General features: G+C 64.3%; 16 protein-coding genes. 6 read left to right on the top strand and 10 right to left on the bottom strand.

Annotated features, from left to right (window positions below):
* Positions 1–110 precede the first annotated feature (110 nt).
* On the bottom strand, positions 111–767 hold the full coding sequence (locus tag P5W99_RS20700; RefSeq protein ID WP_421026972.1) for a peroxiredoxin: 657 nt from the start codon (positions 765–767) through the stop codon (positions 111–113).
* 355 nt (positions 768–1,122) lie between these two features.
* Here P5W99_RS20700 and P5W99_RS20695 point away from each other — a divergent pair, with 355 nt between their 5' ends.
* Positions 1,123–1,488 carry a hypothetical protein gene (locus tag P5W99_RS20695; protein WP_175196501.1) on the top strand — a complete coding sequence of 122 codons (366 nt, stop codon included), beginning with the start codon at positions 1,123–1,125 and terminating at the stop codon, positions 1,486–1,488.
* 17 nt (positions 1,489–1,505) lie between these two features.
* On the opposite strand, the gene P5W99_RS20690 is transcribed toward P5W99_RS20695, so the two are convergent.
* From P5W99_RS20690 to P5W99_RS20670, 5 genes are all read right to left on the bottom strand, one after another.
* Entirely contained in the window at positions 1,506–3,002 is a 1,497-nt protein-coding gene (locus tag P5W99_RS20690; RefSeq protein ID WP_434662715.1) for an efflux transporter outer membrane subunit, read from the bottom strand.
* A gap of 2 nt (positions 3,003–3,004) precedes the next feature.
* Complete coding sequence (locus P5W99_RS20685; protein WP_421026970.1) at positions 3,005–6,166, bottom strand: efflux RND transporter permease subunit; 3,162 nt, start codon at positions 6,164–6,166, stop codon at positions 3,005–3,007.
* Between the two features lie 3 nt (positions 6,167–6,169).
* Positions 6,170–7,873, bottom strand: coding sequence for an efflux RND transporter periplasmic adaptor subunit (locus P5W99_RS20680; protein ID WP_434662712.1), 1,704 nt, complete (start codon positions 7,871–7,873; stop codon positions 6,170–6,172).
* A 326-nt stretch (positions 7,874–8,199) separates the two neighbouring features.
* Positions 8,200–9,528 carry an MFS transporter gene (locus P5W99_RS20675; protein WP_421026968.1) on the bottom strand — a complete coding sequence of 443 codons (1,329 nt, stop codon included), beginning with the start codon at positions 9,526–9,528 and terminating at the stop codon, positions 8,200–8,202.
* Between the two features lie 81 nt (positions 9,529–9,609).
* On the bottom strand, positions 9,610–10,785 hold the full coding sequence (locus tag P5W99_RS20670) for a M20 aminoacylase family protein (RefSeq protein ID WP_421026967.1): 1,176 nt from the start codon (positions 10,783–10,785) through the stop codon (positions 9,610–9,612).
* Positions 10,786–10,908: 123 nt separating this feature from the next.
* Between P5W99_RS20670 and P5W99_RS20665 the strand changes: the two genes are divergently transcribed.
* Complete coding sequence (locus tag P5W99_RS20665) at positions 10,909–11,859, top strand: LysR substrate-binding domain-containing protein (RefSeq protein ID WP_421026966.1); 951 nt, start codon at positions 10,909–10,911, stop codon at positions 11,857–11,859.
* A gap of 102 nt (positions 11,860–11,961) precedes the next feature.
* Entirely contained in the window at positions 11,962–13,038 is a 1,077-nt protein-coding gene (locus P5W99_RS20660) for a phytoene/squalene synthase family protein (protein ID WP_421026965.1), read from the top strand.
* Between the two features lie 53 nt (positions 13,039–13,091).
* Here the strand turns inward: P5W99_RS20660 and mmsB are convergent, their stop codons facing one another.
* Both mmsB and P5W99_RS20650 read right to left on the bottom strand, forming a co-directional pair.
* On the bottom strand, positions 13,092–13,982 hold the full coding sequence (gene mmsB, locus P5W99_RS20655) for a 3-hydroxyisobutyrate dehydrogenase (protein ID WP_421026964.1): 891 nt from the start codon (positions 13,980–13,982) through the stop codon (positions 13,092–13,094).
* 42 nt (positions 13,983–14,024) lie between these two features.
* A complete protein-coding gene (locus tag P5W99_RS20650; RefSeq protein ID WP_421026963.1) occupies positions 14,025–15,551 on the bottom strand; it encodes a CoA-acylating methylmalonate-semialdehyde dehydrogenase in 1,527 nt (508 codons plus the stop codon).
* A gap of 252 nt (positions 15,552–15,803) precedes the next feature.
* Between P5W99_RS20650 and P5W99_RS20645 the strand changes: the two genes are divergently transcribed.
* Entirely contained in the window at positions 15,804–16,757 is a 954-nt protein-coding gene (locus P5W99_RS20645; RefSeq protein ID WP_421026962.1) for a LysR family transcriptional regulator, read from the top strand.
* A gap of 152 nt (positions 16,758–16,909) precedes the next feature.
* Here the strand turns inward: P5W99_RS20645 and P5W99_RS20640 are convergent, their stop codons facing one another.
* Entirely contained in the window at positions 16,910–17,320 is a 411-nt protein-coding gene (locus P5W99_RS20640) for a BON domain-containing protein (RefSeq protein ID WP_421026961.1), read from the bottom strand.
* 409 nt (positions 17,321–17,729) lie between these two features.
* Positions 17,730–18,611: a LysR substrate-binding domain-containing protein gene (locus P5W99_RS20635; protein ID WP_421026960.1), complete on the bottom strand. Its 882-nt coding sequence runs from the start codon at positions 18,609–18,611 to the stop codon at positions 17,730–17,732.
* 114 nt (positions 18,612–18,725) lie between these two features.
* Here P5W99_RS20635 and P5W99_RS20630 point away from each other — a divergent pair, with 114 nt between their 5' ends.
* Positions 18,726–19,970: an MFS transporter gene (locus tag P5W99_RS20630; protein ID WP_421026959.1), complete on the top strand. Its 1,245-nt coding sequence runs from the start codon at positions 18,726–18,728 to the stop codon at positions 19,968–19,970.
* Between the two features lie 436 nt (positions 19,971–20,406).
* The gene (locus P5W99_RS20625) at positions 20,407–21,108 is read left to right on the top strand and encodes a carbonic anhydrase (RefSeq protein WP_421026958.1); all 702 of its coding nucleotides are present in this window, start codon (positions 20,407–20,409) and stop codon (positions 21,106–21,108) included.

Below are 21,108 nucleotides of genomic sequence, written 5' to 3'. Positions count from 1 at the left end.
CCTGTCAAGGCTGTCCGGGCGCGAGAGGCTGATATCCTCCGGCCTGTCATTCGCGGCGCACCTTTGTGCGCCGCTTTTTTTACCACTCCGCTACCCCCGAAAACCCCGCGCTACTTGGGCTGCTCGACCGTGCGCAGATACGGCTTGAGCGTCTTGAAGCCCTGCGGGTACTTCTGTTTGGCCGCATCGTCCGACACCGAAGTCGGGATGATCACGTCTTCGCCCGGCTTCCAGTTTACAGGCGTGGCCACCGTGTGCTTGGCAGTTAGTTGCAATGAATCGAGCAAACGCAGCACTTCATCGAAATTGCGGCCCGAGCTCATCGGATATACGAGCATGGCCTTCACCTTCTTGTCCGGCCCGATGATGAACACCGAGCGCACCGTGGCATTGTCGACCGCCGTGCGCGGCGCGCCGCCGCTCGCGTTCGGATGAATCATGTCGTAGAGCTTGGCGACGTTGAGGTCCGCATCGCCGATCAGCGGATAGTTGACCGCGTTGCCCTGCGTCTCCTCGATGTCCTTGACCCATTTCTGGTGGTCGCTCACCGGATCCACGCTCAGGCCGATGATGCGCGTATTGCGCTTGTCGAATTCGGGTTTGAGCCGGGCCATGTAGCCGAGCTCGGTCGTGCAGACGGGCGTGAAATCCTTCGGATGGGAGAACAGAATGGCCCAATGATCGCCAATCCATTCGTGAAAACGAATCGGTCCTTCGGTCGTTTCCGCAGTGAAATCGGGTGCATCTTCTCCTAGACGAATGGTCATCTCGAGCCTCCAAGGGTGGTTGCACTACAGCGCCTCGCGGTCGTGCAAGGCGTGTTCTCGACTCTTGATTTTAGGAAGTCCAGCGGACGGTTTTGCGATTTGTTGAAGTGGCGTTCGGCGATATGGGGCGCGACCAAGGCGTGGCGGGATTGGGACCGGGTGCAGTTTGATTTCAGCCTGGTGTCAGTCCTGGTTTGCATACCACCCGCAGCCAGGCGACGCTATTCCCGTAGACTGCGCGCGCGGCACGTCTATTGCTCCAACGAGCTTGAGCCAGGCATGATATTGTGGAATCCCGGAGTCGTAGCGCGCATGTGCCCGTCAATCGAACTCTGTCACCTTCGCGAGCGTCGCCATGAGTGATGTACGCCACCATCTGAGCCCACGCGACCGCGTGGAGCTGCTCTGCTGGCTCACCTGCGGGAGCCTCGGAGCCTACTACCTCAACGAAACCTGGCCCAACGCGGCTTTTCACGTGCAGGCAGCGCACAAGTGGCTCGACCGCCACGCGCGTGAAGCCGACTGGCTCGCGATCGCGCGGCTGACCGCGATCGCCCAGGAAATCGCCAGACAGCACGCATGGTTCGTCGACGCCACCTGGGCGCGCGACGCCGTCGAGGAAATTCTCGACACCGACGACCTCAACTATCAGGCCAAGCTCGTCATGCAGGTACTGAAGGACTGCGAGCTCGCGCTCGCAGACCGCAGTTCCCCCGACTGACTCGCCACCCCCGCGCGTCAGGACTGCGGCGCGGGATGTTGCGGAGCCTGGCTCGCACCCGCCTGTGCCGGCGGCGTCCACCCGTAGCCGAGCGCCTTGTAGAGGTTCACGACCTCCGCGAGCCGCTGATCCTGCAACTGCGATTGCTGGATTTGCGCTGCGAACAGGCTGCGCTCGGCATCGAGCACTTCCAGATAGCTCGTGTAGCCGCCCTCGTAGAGATCGCGTGAAAGCGATGCGTACTGCGCAAGCGCGTCCACCTCGCGCGTGGTGGCCTCGAGCTGATCGTGCGCACGCGCGGCGCCCACCAATGAGTTCTCGACATCCGCGAAGGCCTGCTGAATCGTCTGCTCGTAGTTCAGCAGCGCTTCCTGGTGCGCGGCCTCGGCCGAATGCACGGAGCCCGCGATCGCGCCTCCCTGGAAGATCGGCTGCGAAACCGCGCCCGCGAACGACCATACCCGCGCAGGCCCGGTCCAGAGACCGGATAACGCCGTGCTGGCCGCGCCGAACATGCCCGTGAGCGAGATCTCCGGGAAGTACTGCGCGCGAGCGGCGCCAATCTGCGCATTGGCCGCGATGAGCGTCTGCTCGGCTTGCTGAATATCGGGGCGGCGCTCCAGCAGCGACGACGGCAACCCCGCCGGTATCGCCGGCACGGCAAGCTGCGAGATGGATTTGCCGCGCGGAATCGGCCCCGGATTCTGGCCGAGCAGCAAGGAAATCGCGTCCTCCTGCTGCGCGATCTGCTTCTGGATCGAATAGACCGATGCCTGCGCGGATTCGTATTCGGAGCGCGCCTGGCTCAGTTGCAGCTTCGAGACCACGCCGCCCCCGAAGCGCTCCTCGAACAGCTTGACCGAGTCGTCGCGGCTCTTGAGCGTCTCCTGCGCAATCACCAGTTGATTGTCGTAGTCGCGCAGTTGCAGATAGGCCGTCGCGACATTGGCGATCAGCGCAATGCGGGTCGCCTGTTGCGCCGATTGGGTGGCGAGATACTCGGCGCGCGCGGCTTCGGTCAGACGGCGCAGGCGCCCGAACAAGTCGAGCTCCCACGACGCCACGCCCTGAAGCTGCACCTGATTGCCGACCAGCGGCGGATAGCCGGGCGCGGGCACGCCACGGCTGCGCGAGCCGCCGAAATTCACGCCCACTTGCGGGAACAGTCCGGAGCGCGCGACGACATAGCGGCCGTAATACTCTTCGACGCGTGCCGCCGCAATGCCGAGATCCTTGTTCTGCGCCAGCGCCTTCGTGACCAGATCGTCGAGGACGGGGTCGTTGAACTGCTTCCACCAGTCGAGCGACGTATCGACCACTTCCGCATCGGACGATGCGAACCGGTAGGTGGACGGCGTGTCCACCGTGGGCCGATGGTAGTCGGGGCCCACTGCGCAGGCCGCGAGCCAGAGCGTGCTCGCGGCGATGAAGATCGGTTTCAATGCAGGCTTCAACGCGAATTTCAAGGCAGGCTTCAATGCGGGTTTCGCCGCGCGCATGATTTTCGGGCTCATGTTCAACCCTCCTGCGCGGGCGGCGCCGCCGGCGGCGGCAAGTCCGGTTCGGCTGTGGGTTTTTTGCGCGACGAGAGCGTTTCGAGACCCCAGAAGAACATCGGAATGAAGAACAGCGCAATCAGCGTGGCGCCGAGCATGCCGAACACCACGCCGGTGCCGAGCGAGCGGCGGCTTGCCGCCGACGCCCCGCTGGCGATGGCGAGCGGCACGCAGCCGAGAATGAACGCCAGCGAGGTCATGATGATCGGCCGCAGACGCAGCTTCGCGGCGTGCAGGGCCGCCTCGTACGGCGACATGCCCTCCTTCTCGCGCATTTCCACGGCGAACTCGAAGATCAGAATAGCGTTCTTTGCCGCGAGCGCGATCAGCACCGTGAGGCCGATCTGGAAGTACACGTCGTCTTCCATGCCGCGGATCAGAATGCCCACGAGCGCGCCGAACACCGCGAACGGCACCGCCAGCAGCACGCCGACCGGCAGCGACCACTTCTCGTACTGCGCGGCGAGAATCAGGAACACCATCAGCAGCGCGAAGCCGAACACGAGCCCCGCCGTCGAGCCGGCGGTCTTTTCCTCGTAGGCCTGGCCGCTCCACGCGAAGCTGTAGCCGTCGCCCAGCACCTCGTTCGCAATCTCCTCCATCGCCGCGATCGCTTCACCCGAGCTATGGCCGGGCGCGGCGTCGCCCGTGATCTTGGCGGCCGGGAAGTTGTTGAAGCGGTTGACGATGTCCGCGCCGTTCACGAACTTGTAGGTCGTGACGGCCTTGATCGGCACCATGTCTCCGGAGCGGTTACGCACGTAGAGCTGCTGGATGTCCTGCGGACGCAGGCGGTATTGCGGCTCGGCCTGAACGATCACCTGGAAGAGGCGGCTGCCCTTCGGGAACTGGCTCACGTACGACGATCCGAACATCGTCTGCAATGCGTCATAGACGTCCTGCACCGCCACGCCCTGCGATTCGGCGCGCTCGCGGTCCACTTCCACGAGCAATTGCCGCGAGTTCGTGTCGATGGTCGAGTTGACGCTGCGCAGCGCCGGATTCTGGCGCGCCTTCGCAATCACCTGGCGCACCTTCTCTTCGAGCTGCTGATAGCTGCCGTCGCCAGTGGTCTGCACCCAGAACTCGAATCCCCCCGTCGTGCCGAGGCCGGGGATCGAAGGCGGATTGACCGGTATCACCACACCGTCCTTGAAACTCGCGAACGCGCGACTGGCCGCGGTGATGAGGTCGCTGGCCGAGCCGTTCTTGCCGCGATCATGGAAGTCCTTGAGCGTGACGAACAGCGTGCCGGCGTTGGCCTTGTATTGCCCGTCGATCAGGCTGTAGCCGATCGGCGCGGCCACGGCCTTCACCGCTGGCTGCTTCATGAACCAGTCTTCGGCGCGCTTCGAAACGTCTCCGGTACGGTCGAGACTCGCGGCATCCGGCGTGATGACCGCGCCGAACAGATAGCCCTGGTCCTCGACCGGCACGAACGACGTCGGGATCTTCTTGAAGAGCAGACCGGTGGCGGCGCACATCACGGCAATCAGCAAGATCGAGAGCGTGACGCGGCGAATGGCCGACTGCACCGACTTGCCATAGCCTTCGGTCAGCCGCTCGAAGCGCTCGTTGAACCACGTGAAGAAACGGTTCTTCTTGTGTTCGCCCGGCTTGAGCAGAATGGCGGCCAGCGCCGGCGAGAGCGTAAGCGCGACGATGCCCGAAAGCACCACCGAGACCGCGATGGTCACGGCGAACTGCTTGTAGAGCTGACCCGTGATGCCCGAGAGGAACGCAACCGGGATGAACACGGCAAGCAGCACGAGCACGATCGCCACCACCGGGCCGCTCACCTCGTCCATGGCGCGCTTGGCCGCCTCCTTCGGCGGCAGCTTGAACTCGGTCATGTTGCGCTCGACGTTCTCGATCACGACGATGGCGTCGTCCACCACAATGCCGATCGCGAGCACCATGCCGAATAGCGTGAGCATGTTCACCGAGAAGCCGAACGCCAGCATGCCGATGAACGCGCCCACGATCGACACCGGCACCGCCAGCAGCGGCACCAGCGTGGCGCGGAAGCTTTGCAGGAACATGAAGACCACCAGGATCACGAGGATCACCGCATCGCGCAGCGTCTTCACCACCTCGTCGATCGACTCGTGCACGAACGTCGTCGTGTCGAGCGCGATTTCATACTTGAGGCCGGCCGGGAAGCTCTTGCTCAACTGCTCGAGCGTGGCGCGCACCTGCTTCGAAACCTGCAGCGCGTTGGCGCCCGGCTGCTGGTAGACCGCGAGCAGCGTGGCCGTCTTGCCGTTGTAGCGGCCGCGCATCGAGTAGTCCTTCGAACCCAGTTCGGTATGGCCGATGTCCTTGATGCGCACGATAGCCGCATCGCCCGACTTGGCGCGCAGGATGATGTTGTCGAACTGGGAGGGGTCGGTGAGACGGCTCCCAGTCGATACCGGGAAAGTCTGCAGCACCGGGTCGCCGGTTGGCGACTGGCCGAGACGGCCGGCCGAGAATTGCTGATTCTGCGCGCTAACCGCGCTCTTCACGTCGCCCACGGTAATGCCGAGCTTGGCCATGCGGTCCGGCTTGACCCAGACGCGCATCGCATAATCGGCGGAGCCGAGGATCGCCGACTGGTTCGCGCCCGGCAAACGCTTGATGGCGTCGAGCACATACACATTCGCGTAGTTCGCGACGTACTGCTGGTCGAACGTGTTATCCGGCGAATAAACGGCAATCACCATCATGAACGCCGACGAGCGCTTCTGCACCGAAACGCCCTGCTGCGTGACCGCCTCGGGCAGCGTGGGCAACGCAAGGTTCACCCGGTTCTGCACGTCCACCTGGGCGAGCGAGGGGTCGGTGCCGATGTTGAAGAACACGGTAAGCGTCATGTTGCCCGTCGAGGAACTCGACGAGTTCATGTACATCATGTTGTCCGCGCCGTTCACCTGCTGCTCGATGGGCGCGGCAACGTTCTGCGCGATGATGTCGGCGCTCGCGCCCGGATAGGTCGCTGTCACCGTGATCTGCGGCGGCGCGATGTCGGGAAACTGCGCGACCGGCAGGTTGAACATGGCCACGAGGCCAGCGAGGACGATGATGATCGACAGGACCGACGAAAAAATCGGCCGGTCGATGAAGAAGTGCGAGAACTTCATCGCTCAACCTCCCGCTGCGGGCGAGAGCGTTACGTCCACGCGGCGGGACTTGTCGGCCGGGTCCGTCGCGACGACCTTCGCAGGCTTGCGCATCTCGATGCGCGCGTCCTGCACGCCCGCAACGATCAGCGCCGTGCGCACGGTCGAGGCGCGCGCATGGGCGAGGCGCTCGTTGCTCGCGTAGGAGCCGCTCGAATCGGCGTAGCCCGAAATCACCACATGCGCCTCGGGCGATGCGGCAAGACGCTGTGCGACCGCGGCGAGCGCCGTGGCCGATTGGGCGTCGAGGCTCGCGCTGCCCGGCGCGAAATAAAGCTGCGCCAGCCCGGTTGCGTTCGCATTGGCGGCGGACGCCTTCGTCTGGCCTGCCGCGCCGGCGCCTGCCTTCGCGTTGGCCGCCTGTGCCGCCGTCGCCGCCTTCGCGTTGGCATTCGTGCCGCCGGCACTGCCCGCACCCGCCATACCGGTGTTGCCCGCGCCCGAACCGCCCGCGGCACTGGCAGCGTTGGCGGCGTTCGCGCCATTGGCATCGGCCGCGCCAACCGGCTGCCCGCCGATCTTCACCTCGTCCGACGGCATGGGCACCACCGTTTCCTTCACGGGTGCGCCCGGCATCAGCTTGAGCGTGTTGTCGATTACGACATGGTCACCCGCGTGCAGCCCCGAACTGATGACCCAGTCGTTACCGTTCCATTCACCGGTTTCCACCGCGCGCTGCTGCGCCTTGCCATCCTTATCCACGGTCCACACGTATGCGCCGCGCGGCCCCTGCTGCACGGCCACCTGCGGCACCGCCACCGCGTTCGCCCGATCGGCGCCCAGCAGCTTGATACGCACGAACTGCCCCGGCCGCAAGCTGCCGGTCGGGTTCTTCACTTCGGCGCGAATCATGTACGTGCCCGTCTCTTCGCTCAGGGAAGCGTCGGCGAACTTGATGCGGCCGCGCTCGGGATACACGCTGCCGTCGGCGAGGACGATCACCGCCTCCAGTTCGCCGATCTGCGGCAGCTTGAGCGCGCCGCTCTTCACCTGCGAACGCAGGCTCAGCATCTCGTTTTCGGAAAGCGAGAAGTTGATCCACATGGGATCGAGTTTCGCAACGTAGGTGAGCAGACTATTAGTGGCGTCGATATAGGAGCCGTCCTGCTTCTTCGCAAAACTCGACAGCCCGGTGACGGGCGCCGTGATCGTGGTGTAGCCGAGATTCAGCTTTGCGCTCGTGACATTGGCGCGCGCCTGTTCGAGCGCCGCCGCGGCAGCCCGTTCCTGGCCCACGGAATCGTCGAGGTCCTTCTGGCTCAGCGCATTCTTGGCCGCGAGCGGGCGTACACGCGCCAGATTGGCCTGCGCCGTGTCGAGCCGCGCCTTTTGCTGCGCATATTCGGCGTTCGCAGCATCGAGCGCGGCCTGGAAGGGCTTGCGGTCCATCTGGAACATCACGTCGCCCTGATGAACCAGCGAACCTTCTTCGTAGATGCGCTTTTCAAGAAAGCCGTTGACGCGGGAGCGTATCTCGACTTGCTGCGAGCTCTCGGTCTGCCCCACGTAATCGAATACCACTGGCACGTCGCGCATCGCGACGTTGATTACGTCCACATTCGCAGGCGGCCGCGCCGACGCCTCAGGCGTCTTGTCGTGACATGCAGCGACCCCCAATGCCATTCCCACGGACAGGCACAGCCGTGCCACCCTGATTCCGCTCGTCATGCTTTTTCTCCGTTTTCGACGATCAGCGCTGGACCGACGAACACCGGACGAATCCCGTCATGCCGGATATGCCGAATATGCTGCGCCGCCAGAAAGCCCGGAGCGAAATCTTACTGTGTTTCTCTTTTTGGCTGCGTCGAGATTGTCTGCAAACGACAGGTGTTTGCCGGCAATCAAAACTGTCTACGAATTGCGAAATAATTGAGCGAAATGTTACGCAAACAGCAACAAATCAAGAAAAGTCGGAATGCCAACCTTTACAGCGGCCGAGGCAGCGCCCAGGCGGCCCCGTCCGCCTGACTGACGCCTTCGAGCCGCTGGCGTGCTCAGTCGAGCGGCCGGCCCGCCGGTTCGCGGATCAGCGGCAAGGCCAGCAGCGAAACGAGTCCGCATCCGATCAGATACCAGGCTGGCGCGAGCGGGTTATCGAGCAGCTTGATGAGCCAGGTCGCGAAGAACTGCGCGAAGCCGCCGAAGATCGACACGCCCACGCAATAAACGATGGACATGCCCGTCACGCGGATCGACTGCGGAAACAGCTCCGGCAGCATGACGATGTTGGGCACCGCGGTGAACGCGACGAGCGCGCCCAGCACGGCGACGACGGCGAGCACCGTCGGCACCGTGGGCATGGCGTGAATCACCATGAAGGCCGGATAGATCACCGCGACCAGCAGCACGCGCGAATAGCCGAACACCCGCTTGCGGCCAAAGCGGTCGGACAGGATGCCGGCGAACGGCGAGCACGCGGCCGTCACGAGCGCGGCCACGAGCGCCGCGCTCATGCCCACCGACATCGGCAGGCCGAGGATCTTGATCGCATAGGTGGACATGTAGAACAGCACGATATAGTTCGCCGCCGTGCCGCCGATGGTCGTCACGACGCCCGCGACGAGCGCCGCACGATGCTTCGAGAAGATCTCGAGCAGCGGGCGCGCAGTCTCGGTCACGGGCGCGGTCATGTCCACGGGTTCGGCGTGCTCGAGGGTTTCGTCGAGATGGCGGCGGATATAGACGCCCACCGGCACGATCAGCATGCCGATCACGAACGGCACGCGCCAGCCCCAGCTCTGCAGCGCCTCGGGCGAGAGCGCCGAGGAAAGCGCCACGCCAAGCAGCGCGCCGCACACCACGTTGAGCCCCTGGCTCACGAACTGCCAGCTGCCGTAGAAGCCGCGCGTGCGGTCGTCGGCGTATTCGAGCAGCATCGTGGTCGAGGCGCCCACCTCGCCGCCCACCGCGAAGCCCTGCACGAGCCGCGCGAGCACGATCAGCGCGGGCGCGGCGAGACCGATCTGCGCGTAGGTGGGCGCGAACGCGATCATCGCCGAGCCGAGCGCCATGAGCCAGAGCGTGAGCGTCATGGCCGCCTTGCGGCCCACGCGGTCGGCGAATGCGCCGATCAGCACGCCGCCGAGCGGCCGCACGATGAAGCCCACGCCGAAGCTGCCCACGGCCAGCAGCAATTGGTTCAGCGAACCGTGCACCGGAAAGAACAGCGTGCCGATGGTGGTCGCAAAAAAGCTGTAGACCGTGAAGTCGAAAAACTCCAGGCCGTTACCGAGCGTGATCGCGGCGATGGCCTTCGCGCGCGAGGCGCGCGTGTGCCCGTGCGCGTCGGCGTTCGCCTGCGAATTCAGCGAAGTGGCGTTCATCGTGGGTCTCCTCATGTCTTTGTATCTTGATCAGAAGCGTTGATCGAATGCGCTGTAGTGCACTTTGGACGATGGTCAGGCTCAGGCGCGCAAGAAGCGCTCGGCGAGCTTCACCCAGTACGTGGCGCCGGTTGCGAGACAGTCGTCGTTGAAATCGTAGCCGGGGTTATGGACCATGCAGCCGCCTTCGCCGTCGCCATTGCCGATGATCAAATAGCTGCCCGCGCAGTGCTCGAGCAGGAACGAAAAGTCCTCGCTGCCCGTGAGCGGCGGGAGATCGTCGATCAAGCCCGCCTCGCCCAGCCATTCGCGCGCGACGTCTTGCGCGAATGCCGTCATGTCCGCGTCGTTCACGAGCACCGGGTAGCGGCGCTGGTAATCGATGCGAGCGGTGGCGCCATAGGCGCTCGCCTGCGCGTGCACGAGCGTCGTGATGCGCTCTTCGAGCAGGTCGCGCACCTCGGGGCGCAGCGCGCGCACCGAGAGCCGCATCTGCGCGGTCTGTGGAATCACATTGGGCGCCTCGCCCGCGTGAATCGCGCCCACCGTGACGATCGCCATGTCGAGCGGCGGCACATTGCGCGAAATGATGGTTTGCAGCGCGAGCACCACGTTCGCGCACACCACCACGGGGTCGATGGCCTTGTGCGGCACGGCGCCGTGGCCGCCGCGCCCGTCGATGTCGATGATCACCGTGTCCGAGGACGCCATGAACGGCCCCGGTCGGAAGCCGAGCTTGCCCGTGGGAAAGCCCGGCATGTTGTGCATGGCAAAAACCGCATCGCAGGGGAAGTGCTCGAACAGACCTTCGTCGAGCATCCGCTTCGCGCCGCCGAGCCCTTCTTCGGCGGGCTGGAAAATGAGATGCAGCGTGCCGTCGAACGAACGCGACTGCGCGAGATGCTTCGCCGCCGCGAGCAGCGTGGCCGTGTGGCCGTCGTGGCCGCACGCGTGCATCTTGCCGGGCACACGGCTCTCGTAATCGAGCCCGGTGTTTTCCTGGATGGGCAGCGCGTCCATGTCGGCGCGCAGGCCAAGGCGCTTCGTGCCCGTCCCTACTTTCAGCGTGCCCACGACGCCGGTGCCGCCCAGCCCGCGGTGCACCTCGTAGCCCCATTCGGCGAGCCGCCCGGCCACGAGGTCGCTCGTGACGAACTCCTCGAAACCGAGCTCCGGATGCGCGTGGATCGCGTGGCGCAACGCGATCATTTCTGCTTCGATTTCCGCGATAGCCGGGGGGATCGCCATGGTGTTCATCCGTCGTCTCCTGTGTTCAAAGCATGGATTGCGTGACGTCTCAGGATAAACACGCCGTTTTCCCCCGGACAGTCCTAGAATGGTTAGCCTGCCAACCGCAGGTTCTCACTCGGGTTTCCACTTATGAAGTTCCACCAGTTCAGGGCGCTCGTCGCCATGGCCGACGCCGGCAGCATCCGCGCGGCGGCGCGCGCGCTGGGCATCTCGCCCGCAGCCGCCACCAAGGCCGTGCGGGAGCTGGAAGCCGAGCAGCAGATCGCGCTCGTGACGCGTAATGCGAATGGCATCGCCTTCACCGAGGCCGGCCAGGCGCTGCTCGTGCATGCGCGGGCCATCGTGCGCCAGATGTCGCGCGCCCAGGACGAACTCGACGCGCGGCGCGGGCGCGGCAGCGGCAAGCTCTCGATCGGCGTAACGCCGTGGCTCGCGCTCTCGTTCCTGCCCGACGCCGTGACGCTGTTTCGCGCGCGCATGCCGGGGATGCAACTGGAGTTTTATGAGGGACTGCTCAATATCGTCATGCCGCGGCTGCGCGACGGCACGCTCGACTTCTCGCTCGGCAAGCCAGGCCCGGCTTCGCTGCACGCCGAATTCACGCAGACGCCTATCTTCGCCACCGAATCCGCCGTGGTCGTGCGCAAGGGCCATCCGCTCGAGCACGCGCAGTCGCTCGAGGAACTACAGGACTGCGAATGGCTGCTCAACTGGGATCCGGCGAGCAAGGAGATGATCACCGACGATATTTTCCGCCGCCACGGCCTGCCGCTGCCGCGCACGGTGCATCTCGCCCATTCTTTCGTGGTGGCCATGGGACTCATCATGAACACCGACATGGCAAGCATCTTCCCGTGGCCGCTCGTTGAGACGCGCTTCGCGCGCGAGAACCTGCGCGCGCTCTCGCTCCAGGAGGAAGTGGACCGCACCGTGGTGAGCGTGGTCGCGCGACGCGGCGTGCCGCTCTCCGCCGCCGCCGAATGCTTTCTCGCCTGCCTCAAGGAGGCGATCCACGCGGGCGAGGCGTCCCAGGATCCGGAACGGCGCCGGCTTTATCACTCGCTAGAGCTACTGATTTGAGGCGCGTGGGCGGGCTTGCCGGCGTGCGTCGATCGAACCGCTCCGATCCCCCGTCACTCGTCCACGCTACAATGCGGCTGCCGTTCCACTGCCCCCATCGACATGCAGAATTCTAATCGGGCTTTCCTGCTCGGTCCGTTGCTCAAAGGCGTTTCCCGCTCGTTCTACCTCACCATGCGCGTGCTGCCCGCCGGGATGCGCGACCCGGTGGGCGAGGCCTATCTGCTCGCGCGCGCCGCCGACACCATCGCCGACACCTCGCTGATTCCGCCGCCCCAGCGTCTCGCGCTGCTGCTTGCGCTGCGCGAGCGCATCAACGGCACGGCTTGCAGTGCGGCGCACGACGATGCCCTGCAGCGCATCGCCGGCGAAGTCGCGGGCCAGCAAACGCAATCGGACGAGAAGTTGCTGCTCGAATCGCTCGACGGCGCGCTCGACGTGCTGGCGCAACTCGAGCAGGCCGACCGCACGGCCGTGCGCGAGATCGTCACGACGCTCACCGAGGGCATGGAGTTCGATCTGAACACCTTCCCCGACGAGCGCTCAGGCAAGGTCGCCGCGCTCGGCACGTGGGACGCGCTCGACCGCTACACGTATCTGGTGGCGGGCTGCGTGGGCGAATTCTGGACGAAGATGACCTATATGCATCTGCCCGGCACGCTCGACCCCGCGCTGCGCGAAACGATGCACCAGCGCGGCGTGCGCTTCGGCAAGGCGCTGCAAATGGTCAACGTGCTGCGCGATTGCGGCAAGGACCTGCGCATCGGCCGCTGCTACCTGCCCGCGACCATGCTCGCGCAGGCTGGCCTCACGCCCGAGGACCTGCTCCATCCCGGCACCTCGGCGCGCGCCCGGCCGCTGATGTTCGGGCTCGTGCGCATCACGCTCGATCACTTCCGCGCCGCCATCGACTACACGTTCGCCTTGCCGCGCCTGTCCGTGCGCCTGCGGCTCGCGTGCCTGTGGCCAATCCTCATCGGCCTCGAGACGCTGGAGCGGCTGGTCGGCAACGACGACTGGCTCGATCCCGCGCGCCCATCCAAAGTCACGCGCAACGATGTCTATCGCATTCTTGCGTGCTCGACGCTCGCAGCACCTTCCAATGCGCTGCTCGACCGATGGTTCAAGCGCCTGCTCGCACGTATCGAGGCACGCATGGCCGCAATCGAGAAGGCGTAAAAAAAACGGCGCGTGCCGTTAAAAGCACGCGCCGGACATGCACTGCGAACCGCTCAGCCCTTCTCGCCGCGATACAGCTTGATAATGGCCGAGAAGTCGAGCTTGCCGTCGCCGCGGCTGCTCATCGCCTGGTATAGCTGCTGTGCGAGCGCGCCCATATAAGCGGGCTGGTGGACGGTCTTCGCGGCATCGGTCGCGAGGCCCATGTCCTTGAGCATCAGATCCGTGCCGAAGCCTCCCGTGTAGCCGCGCGACGAAGGCGCCGTCTCGATCACGCCCGGGAACGGGTTATACGTGTCCGAGCTCCAGCAGCGCCCCGTCGACGTATTCATGATGCCGCCCAGCACCTTCGCGTCGATGCCGAGCGCCTCGCCAAGCGCCATCGCTTCCGCCACGCCCGCCATCGTCACGCCGAGCACGAGGTTGTTGCAGATCTTCGCCACCTGCCCCGTGCCGGTCTCGCCGCAATGGACGATGTTCTTGCCCATTCCGGAAAGCACGGGCTTCACGCTTTCATAGAGCGCGGCACTGCCGCCCACCATGAACGTAAGCGTGCCCGCCGCCGCGCCGCCCGTGCCGCCCGACACCGGCGCATCCACGAATGCGTTGCCGTTGTTCGCGGCGAGCGCGCCGAACGCCTTCGCGCTCGCCGGGTCAATGGTGCTCGAATCGATGATCGTCACGCCCTTAGCGATGCCCGCCAGCACGCCGTCCTCGGCGGTCAGCACGGTGCGCACGTGCGCCGCTGCGGGCAGCATCGTGACGACCCACTCCGCGCCCGCGGCGGCCGCCTTGGGCGACGCGGCTTTCGTTGCGCCCGCGTCGGCGAGCGTTTGCATCGCCTCGGCGCTCAGATCGAACACGGTAAGCGCGTGCCCTGCCTTGAGCAGATTGAGCGCCATGGGCGCCCCCATGTGGCCCAGCCCGACGAAACCGATTTTCATGAGCGATTCTCCCTTGATGGTTAATCAGGCAACTGCGGCGCTTCAGTGCAGGTTGATCGTCGTGTTCACGCCGGTGTTGAGGGTGGCGTCGTCGAACCAGCGCGCCGTCACGGTCTTGGTCTGCGTATAGAACTGCACGACCTGCTTGCCGTACGGACCGAGATCGCCGAGCTTCGAGCCGCGCGAGCCCGTGAAGCTGAAATACGGCACCGGCACCGGAATCGGAATATTGATGCCCACCTGACCAATGTCGATTTCACTCTGGAACTTGCGCGCCGCCGCGCCGCTTTGCGTAAAGAGCCCCACGCCATTGCCGAACGGATTCGCATTGACGATGGCGATGGCCTCGTCGAGCGTATTCGCAGTCAGCACCACGAGTACCGGCCCGAAGATCTCGTTCGTATAGATGTCCATATCGGTTTTCACATTGGTGAACACCGTCGGGCCAACGAAATTGCCATTCTCATAGCCGGGCACCTTCACGTCGCGGCCATCGAGCGCGAGCGTGGCGCCCTGCTTCACGCCCGATTCGATCAGGCCCAGAATGCGGGCCTTCGCGGCACGCGAGACGACCGGGCCGACGTCGGTCTTCGGTTCGTTGCCGGCATTGACCTTCAGCGTCTTCGCCTTTTCGACGAGTTCGGGCACCCACTGCTGGGCCTCGCCCACGAGCACGACCACTGAAGTGGCCATGCAGCGCTGGCCCGCTGCGCCGAATGCCGCGCCCGCGAGCGCGTTGAGCGCCTGCTCGCGGTTGGCGTCGGGCAGCACGACCGCGTGATTCTTCGCGCCCATCATCGACTGCACACGCTTGCCATGCTCGCTGCCCAGCCGATAGACATGCGTGCCCACCGCCGTCGAGCCCACAAACGAAATCGCCTTGACGAGCGGATGCGTGCAGATCGCGTCGACGACTTCCTTGCCGCCGTGCACCACATTGAGCACGCCCTCGGGAACGCCCGCCTGCACGGCCAGTTCGACGAGCTGCATCGTGGAGAGCGGATCCTGCTCGGACGGCTTGAGCACGAACGTGTTGCCGCAGACGATCGCCATCGGGAACATCCATAGCGGAATCATCGCGGGAAAATTGAACGGTGTGATGCCCGCGCATACGCCTAGCGGCTGCTGCAGCGTGTACGTATCGACGCCGCCGGCGACGTTCTCAGCGAACGCACCTTGTTGCAGCGTGCCGATCGAGCACGCGTGCTCGACCACTTCGAGGCCGCGGAAAATGTCGCCCTCGGCATCGGGCAGCGTCTTGCCCTGCTCCGCCGTGAGCGTCTGCGCAATGCGCGACATGTTCTCGCGAATCAGCGCCTGCAGCTTGAGCATGATGCGCAGGCGCGTACCGATCGGCGTGTTCTTCCATGTCGCGAACGCGGCATGCGCGCTCTTGACAGCCCTGTCGACTTCCTCGACGGTCACGAACGGGACGCGCGCCAGCACTTGCTGGGTGGCCGGATTGACGATATCGCGCCATTCGGTGGTTTTCGATTCGACGAACTCGCCGCCGATCAACAGCTTGACGGTCGAGACTTGAGCGTTGGAGGCCTGGGTGACTGCGTTCATCTTGAACTCTCTCTGTAAAGTCTGAACGGGCCGGCGTGAGCCGGATAGACAGGATTACGATCTAATTTCGGGGTGCTTCAGGCATGGCGTGAGCGCATCGGAGTGCGCAAACGAAGGCGTCGTGGCGGCGTGCTGATCGGCATCGCGTGTCTCCATCTTTATTTCATTGTAGGCGGGCGCTTATGAAGCGGTCTCCAACCGAGTATAGTTATTCGAATATCCACGTTGTAGAGACGAAAAAACCCATCCGATATGCAAAAAAGCACAATGAGGCCGATGGAGACGCTGAACTGGGACGATTTACGCTATTTCCTGGAAGTAGCGCGCACGCAGCGCGCCAGCGGCGCGGCCAGGCGCCTCGGCGTCGACCACACCACGGTCGCGCGCCGCGTGCGCGAACTGGAGGCGGCGCTGGGCACGGTGCTGTTCGACAAATCGCGCTCGGGCGGCTTCGTGCTCACGGCCGAAGGCCAGCGCCTGCTGGCCTATGCGGACACCATCGAAAGCACGGTCCAGTCGGCGAGCGAGCAATTCGCGCTCGGCGCGCAATCGCTTTCCGGCCATGTGCGGGTGGGGTCGACCGAAGGATTCGGCTGCTTCTTTCTTGCTCCCCAACTGGCCCGCTTCACCGGCAAGCACCCCGACATGTCGATCGATCTGCTACCGGTGCCGCATTTCGTGAGCCTCTCGAAGCGAGAAGCCGATCTGGCGATCATGCTCGAGCGCCCCGAACGCGGCCAATACGTCTATACGAAGCTATGCGACTACCGCCTGCGTTTATATGGGACATCTGACTATATCGAGCAGCATGCTCCCATCCGGACGGCGGCCGACCTGCGCCATCACGCGTTCATCAGCTATGTCGCGGATCTCGCGTTTAGCCACGAGCTGCTCTACCTCGAACGCACGGCGCCGAACGTCACGGCGAGCCTGTGCAGCACGAGCGTGATCGCGCAATATCATGCCGCGCTGCAAGGCAGCGCGCTCGCCATCTTGCCCTGCTTCATGGCCGAGCCCGACCCGCGGCTCGTGGCGATCCTGCCGGACGAAATCGTCGTGACACGGCGTTTCTGGCTATGCAGCCGGGAAGATTTGCGCAAGCTGCGGCGCATCACGTCTCTTTGGGATTATTTGCGTGCGGCTGCGGATGCGAACCAGGCGCTGCTAATGGGCGAGTCGTCAGAGATGCACTACATCGAGCCCTGACTGCACCAATGACATGAAGAAAAAGCCGTACATGCAATCCGGTTCACGGACTGCATGTACGGCTTCCGCAGTAAAAACCAAAATTGGTGAACCCGAATGCATCCGGAACGGACCGACTCCGTTCCGGATGCCATTCAGTCACGGTCCAACTATCAGGTCCCGACCGGACGGATCGTCAGCGCGTTCTTAACCGACGTCACGCCAGCAACCCCCTTCGCCACTTCCGTGGCGTGGTCGATCTGCGCCTGCTCCGGCACGGTGCCTTGCAGGACGATGGCGCCGTCCTTGGCGCGCACGGTGATGTTGGCCACGCTGATGTTCTTGTCCTTGGCGAGTGCGCCACGCACCTTGCGCGACAGCGCGCGGTTAGCGGCCTTTGCCTTCTTGAGTTCGGCCTTCGACTGCTTCACCTGGGCCTGGGCGGCGTCGGTCGGTGCAGCTGTCGGCGCGGCGGCTGCCGGAGCGGCGGCCGGTGCGCTTGCGGCGGTCTGCGCATACACGTGGAGCGAAGCGGCGACCAGCATCGTGCCGGCTGCCAGTTTGAACGCCTGAATAGCCTTCATGCGGTTTCTCCTGTTGTCACAGTTTTTTGATGGCCCTCGATGGACCGGTGCACTACATACCATTCACTGCCGGTTAAACAGCCGCTGCCAATGCGGCTGACTCCCCATTGATTCCCGGTCGAGTCCGCCACGAAGAGCGCATTGGGAAGTAACGATACTCCATTTACGTCAGACCTGACGCGAAACCTGCAATTGCCAGCCGCTATTGCCACTCAATGCTGCCACCATTGCAAATGCTATTGAACGGCATTTACGGCTAACGCTTCCCTTTCATGAATGACCGATACCGCTAATTCCATGTATGCGGCATTGCAGGTCCTTATTGACCAGCAACGCATACCGATAGCGTGCCGTTGACAGGCCCGGACACAGGTTTTACCCGCATTTACTCATAAAAAAATAGCATGCGTTAATTGACGAGCTGCGTTTTCACCCAGCGATAGAACTGCTGGATCGCCGCCTCGCGCGGATGACCCTCGCGCCACGTGAAGTAATAGTCCAGCGACGCGGGAATGCGCACCTGCCCCAGTTGCACCAGCTCGCCGCGATCGATGAAGCCGCGCGCGAGTTGCAGGCGCGCTGTGGCGGCGCCTTGCCCGGCCACCGTGGCCTGCAGCAGAAGACCGGCATCGTCGAATACCGGTCCGCGTTCGGGCTCGTCGCCCCCCACGCCTGCCGCTTCGAAGAAGTCGCGCCACGAGCGGCGCGAGAAGCGCAGCAACGGCATGGCGGCGAGGTCTTCGATACGAAACGCCGGGTAGCGCGCGAGCAACGCGGGACTGCAGACGGCCACCACCTGATCGTCCAGCAGCTTGCGGAACTGGAAACCCGGCTCGTCCACGCGCCGATGCCAGATGCCGATATCGAACGGATAAGGATCGGGCGGCGTGACGTCGGCGTGCATGCGCAACGAGAGATCGACGTTCGGATGGCGGTCGTAGAAGTCGCCCAAACGCGGTATCAGCCAGACCGAAGCAAAATCGGACATCACGCTCAATTCGAGCCGCGTGACGCCGCTCACGCCCGGACGCGTGGCGTCGAGCGCCTCGCGCAGTTCTTCGAGACTGCGCCTCACACGATCGGCAAGCTGCGCGCCGGCCGCCGTGGGAATCATGCGGCTGCCCACGCGGCGAAACAGCTCGACGCCCAACTCGGCTTCAAGCGCGCGCAGATGATGACTCACGGCGCTATGCGTCAAATGCAATTCTTCGGCCGCACGGCTGAAACTGCGCCGCCGCGCCGCTGCTTCGAGCGCGCGCAGGGCCTGCAAGGGTGGGAGCGGTCGGGACATGACGTCAAATTCTACTCACAATCGCGTCTGAAATCTCTCGCTGGCATCGGAACCGGCTTCTCGCCAATAATCGTGAGCCAGTTATTCCATTCGCTTTCAGGTCTCGTACGCACCATGACCGCACTCAGATTGCGCGTATTCGCCGTTTTCGCACTCGGCTATTTCATTTCGTATCTTTTTCGCGGCGTCAATCTGGGATTTGCCCCATTCCTGACGCATGAAATGGGCCTCACCGCCACCGATCTGGGCACGCTTACGAGCCTCTACTTCCTCGGCTTCGCAGGCGCGCAAATCCCCGCCGGCGTGCTGCTCGATCACTTCGGCCCGCGCCGCGTCACCGCGTGCGTGATGCTGGTGGCCGCCGCCGGCGCGCTCGTGTTCGGGCTGTCGCACAGCATGGGCGCGATGATGGCCGGGCGTCTGATGGTTGGCGTGGGCGTCTCGGTTTGCCTTGGCGGCGCATTCAAGGCCACCGCCCAGCACTTCCCGGTCGCCCAGCTCACGCTCGTCAACGGCCTCGTGATGGCGGTGGGCGGCCTCGGCGGCGTAGCGGTCGGCGCACCGCTCTCCTGGCTGCTGACGATCGCGCCGTGGCGCAGCGTGAGCGTCGGGCTCGCCGTGCTCACGGCGGCAGTCGCGGCCATTATCTGGATCGGCGGTCCGCATACGCGCGACACCCATCATCAAGCGAGTGTGCTCGATCAATTCAAGGGCACCGCCCACATTCTGCGCAGCCATGCGTTCTGGAAGACCGCGACGTTCTCTGCTTTCACGCAGATCGTGTTCTACGCGATGCAGTCGCTGTGGGTGGGCGCCTTCCTGCGCGACATGGCGCCCGCCGGCACCGCCGATGCGGCCTCGCGCGCGGCGTCGCTCATTTCCGTGCTCGGCGGCGCGTTCATCGTCGGCAACATCGGGTTCGGTGCGCTCGCACGCACCTTCGAGCATTATGGCGTGAGCGTCGCGCGCTTTTCCGGCGTGACCATGACGCTCTTCGTACTCGTCCAGACGCTGCTCGCAGCCCGCGTGCCGCTGCCCGCTGCGTTTCTATGGGCCGCGTATGGCGCATTGGGCGGCACCGGGATACTTACTTACGCCGTGCTCGCCGAACACTTTCCGCCGCGCCTGATTGGCCGTGTCAACACCACTTTCACGCTCGTCATCTTCATCGGAATTTTTTTCGCGCAGATCGCGATCGGCGCAGCGCTCAGCCGCTGGAGCGCCGTGGACGGCCGCTATCCGGTCGTCGCCCATCAAGCCGTCTGGGCCAGCCTGATCGGGCTGCAGGTGCTCGCCGGCGTATGGTACTTCCTGCCGAACCGGCGCGCCGGCGCCGCACACCCCGTCATGGAATCGTGAGTTCGAACGCATCGGCCATGCCTCGAGTCCTTCGGCATCCAAACTAATTTCCCGCGGCGCGAAATCGGTGCCCGTAATCGGTTCGATCACGTGCCAGCGGTTCCGCTTGCCCCCAGCCCCCTCCTTCCCCACCCCTCGCATATATTCGTGCGTCGAGTACAATGCTGCCCCGCCGGCCTCGGGTAGATGCGCGCCGTCCGGACTTCGGCGTCGCTCGCCAGGCCAACCGACTGACCGGTTGTATGACGAATAAGGCAAGCCTCGCGACACGATGTTTTATATGCGGCTTGCGCAGGCTCGTGATGATCGGGAAACCAGAAAACGCACGATCGGACGGAATTTTCCGAACCGAAACACAGCGACCGGACGTAACTCGGCATAAACTGCCGCTGTTGCTATTCGAATGTGTCGATTCATGACTAAGAGAGAAACTTCCATGCCAGACCATACCCATTCGCACGACGGTCATTCCGACTCGTGTGGTTGCGATTTGCTGCACCTTCTCGACGGCGTGGATGAGTTCGCTCGTAACGTATTCCCGGGTGACAAGGAGCTGTTTCGCAGCCTTGCCAACTTCCAGGCGCCGCATACGCTTTTCATCACCTGCGCCGATTCGCGCGTCTCGCCCGAACTGATCACGCAAACGCGCCCCGGCGAGCTGTTCGTCTGCCGCAACATCGGCAATATCGTGCCGGCCTACGGGGAAATGCTCGGCGGTGTCTCGGCGGTCGTGGAATTCGCGGTGCTCGCGCTGAACGTGCGGCAGATCGTGCTGTGCGGCCACACCGACTGCGGCGCCATGAAGGGCCTCGCCGATGGCCCCGAGGCCGCGGCGGACATGCCCACGGTGCAAGCCTGGCTGCGCAACGCCGAAGCGGCGCGCAGCGTCGTGCAAACGCGCGGGCTGAACCCCGATCAAGTGGTGCAGGCGCTCGTGGAGGAAAACGTTCGCCTGCAGCTCACGCACCTGCGCACTCACCCTGCGGTTGCGGCCCGCGTGGCGCAAGGCAAGCTTCAGGTGCAGGGCTGGGTGTACGACATCGGCCACGGCACGATTTCCATCTTCGACGACACCCACGGCCGCTTCGAATCGCTCGGCGCGGCGCGCGCCCGGATGCTCAAGGACACCACGGGCTGA

Source organism: Paraburkholderia sp. A3BS-1L (assembly GCF_051125215.1).
GTDB lineage: Bacteria > Pseudomonadota > Gammaproteobacteria > Burkholderiales > Burkholderiaceae > Paraburkholderia.
This window is presented reverse-complemented; position numbering and strand designations above follow the sequence as displayed.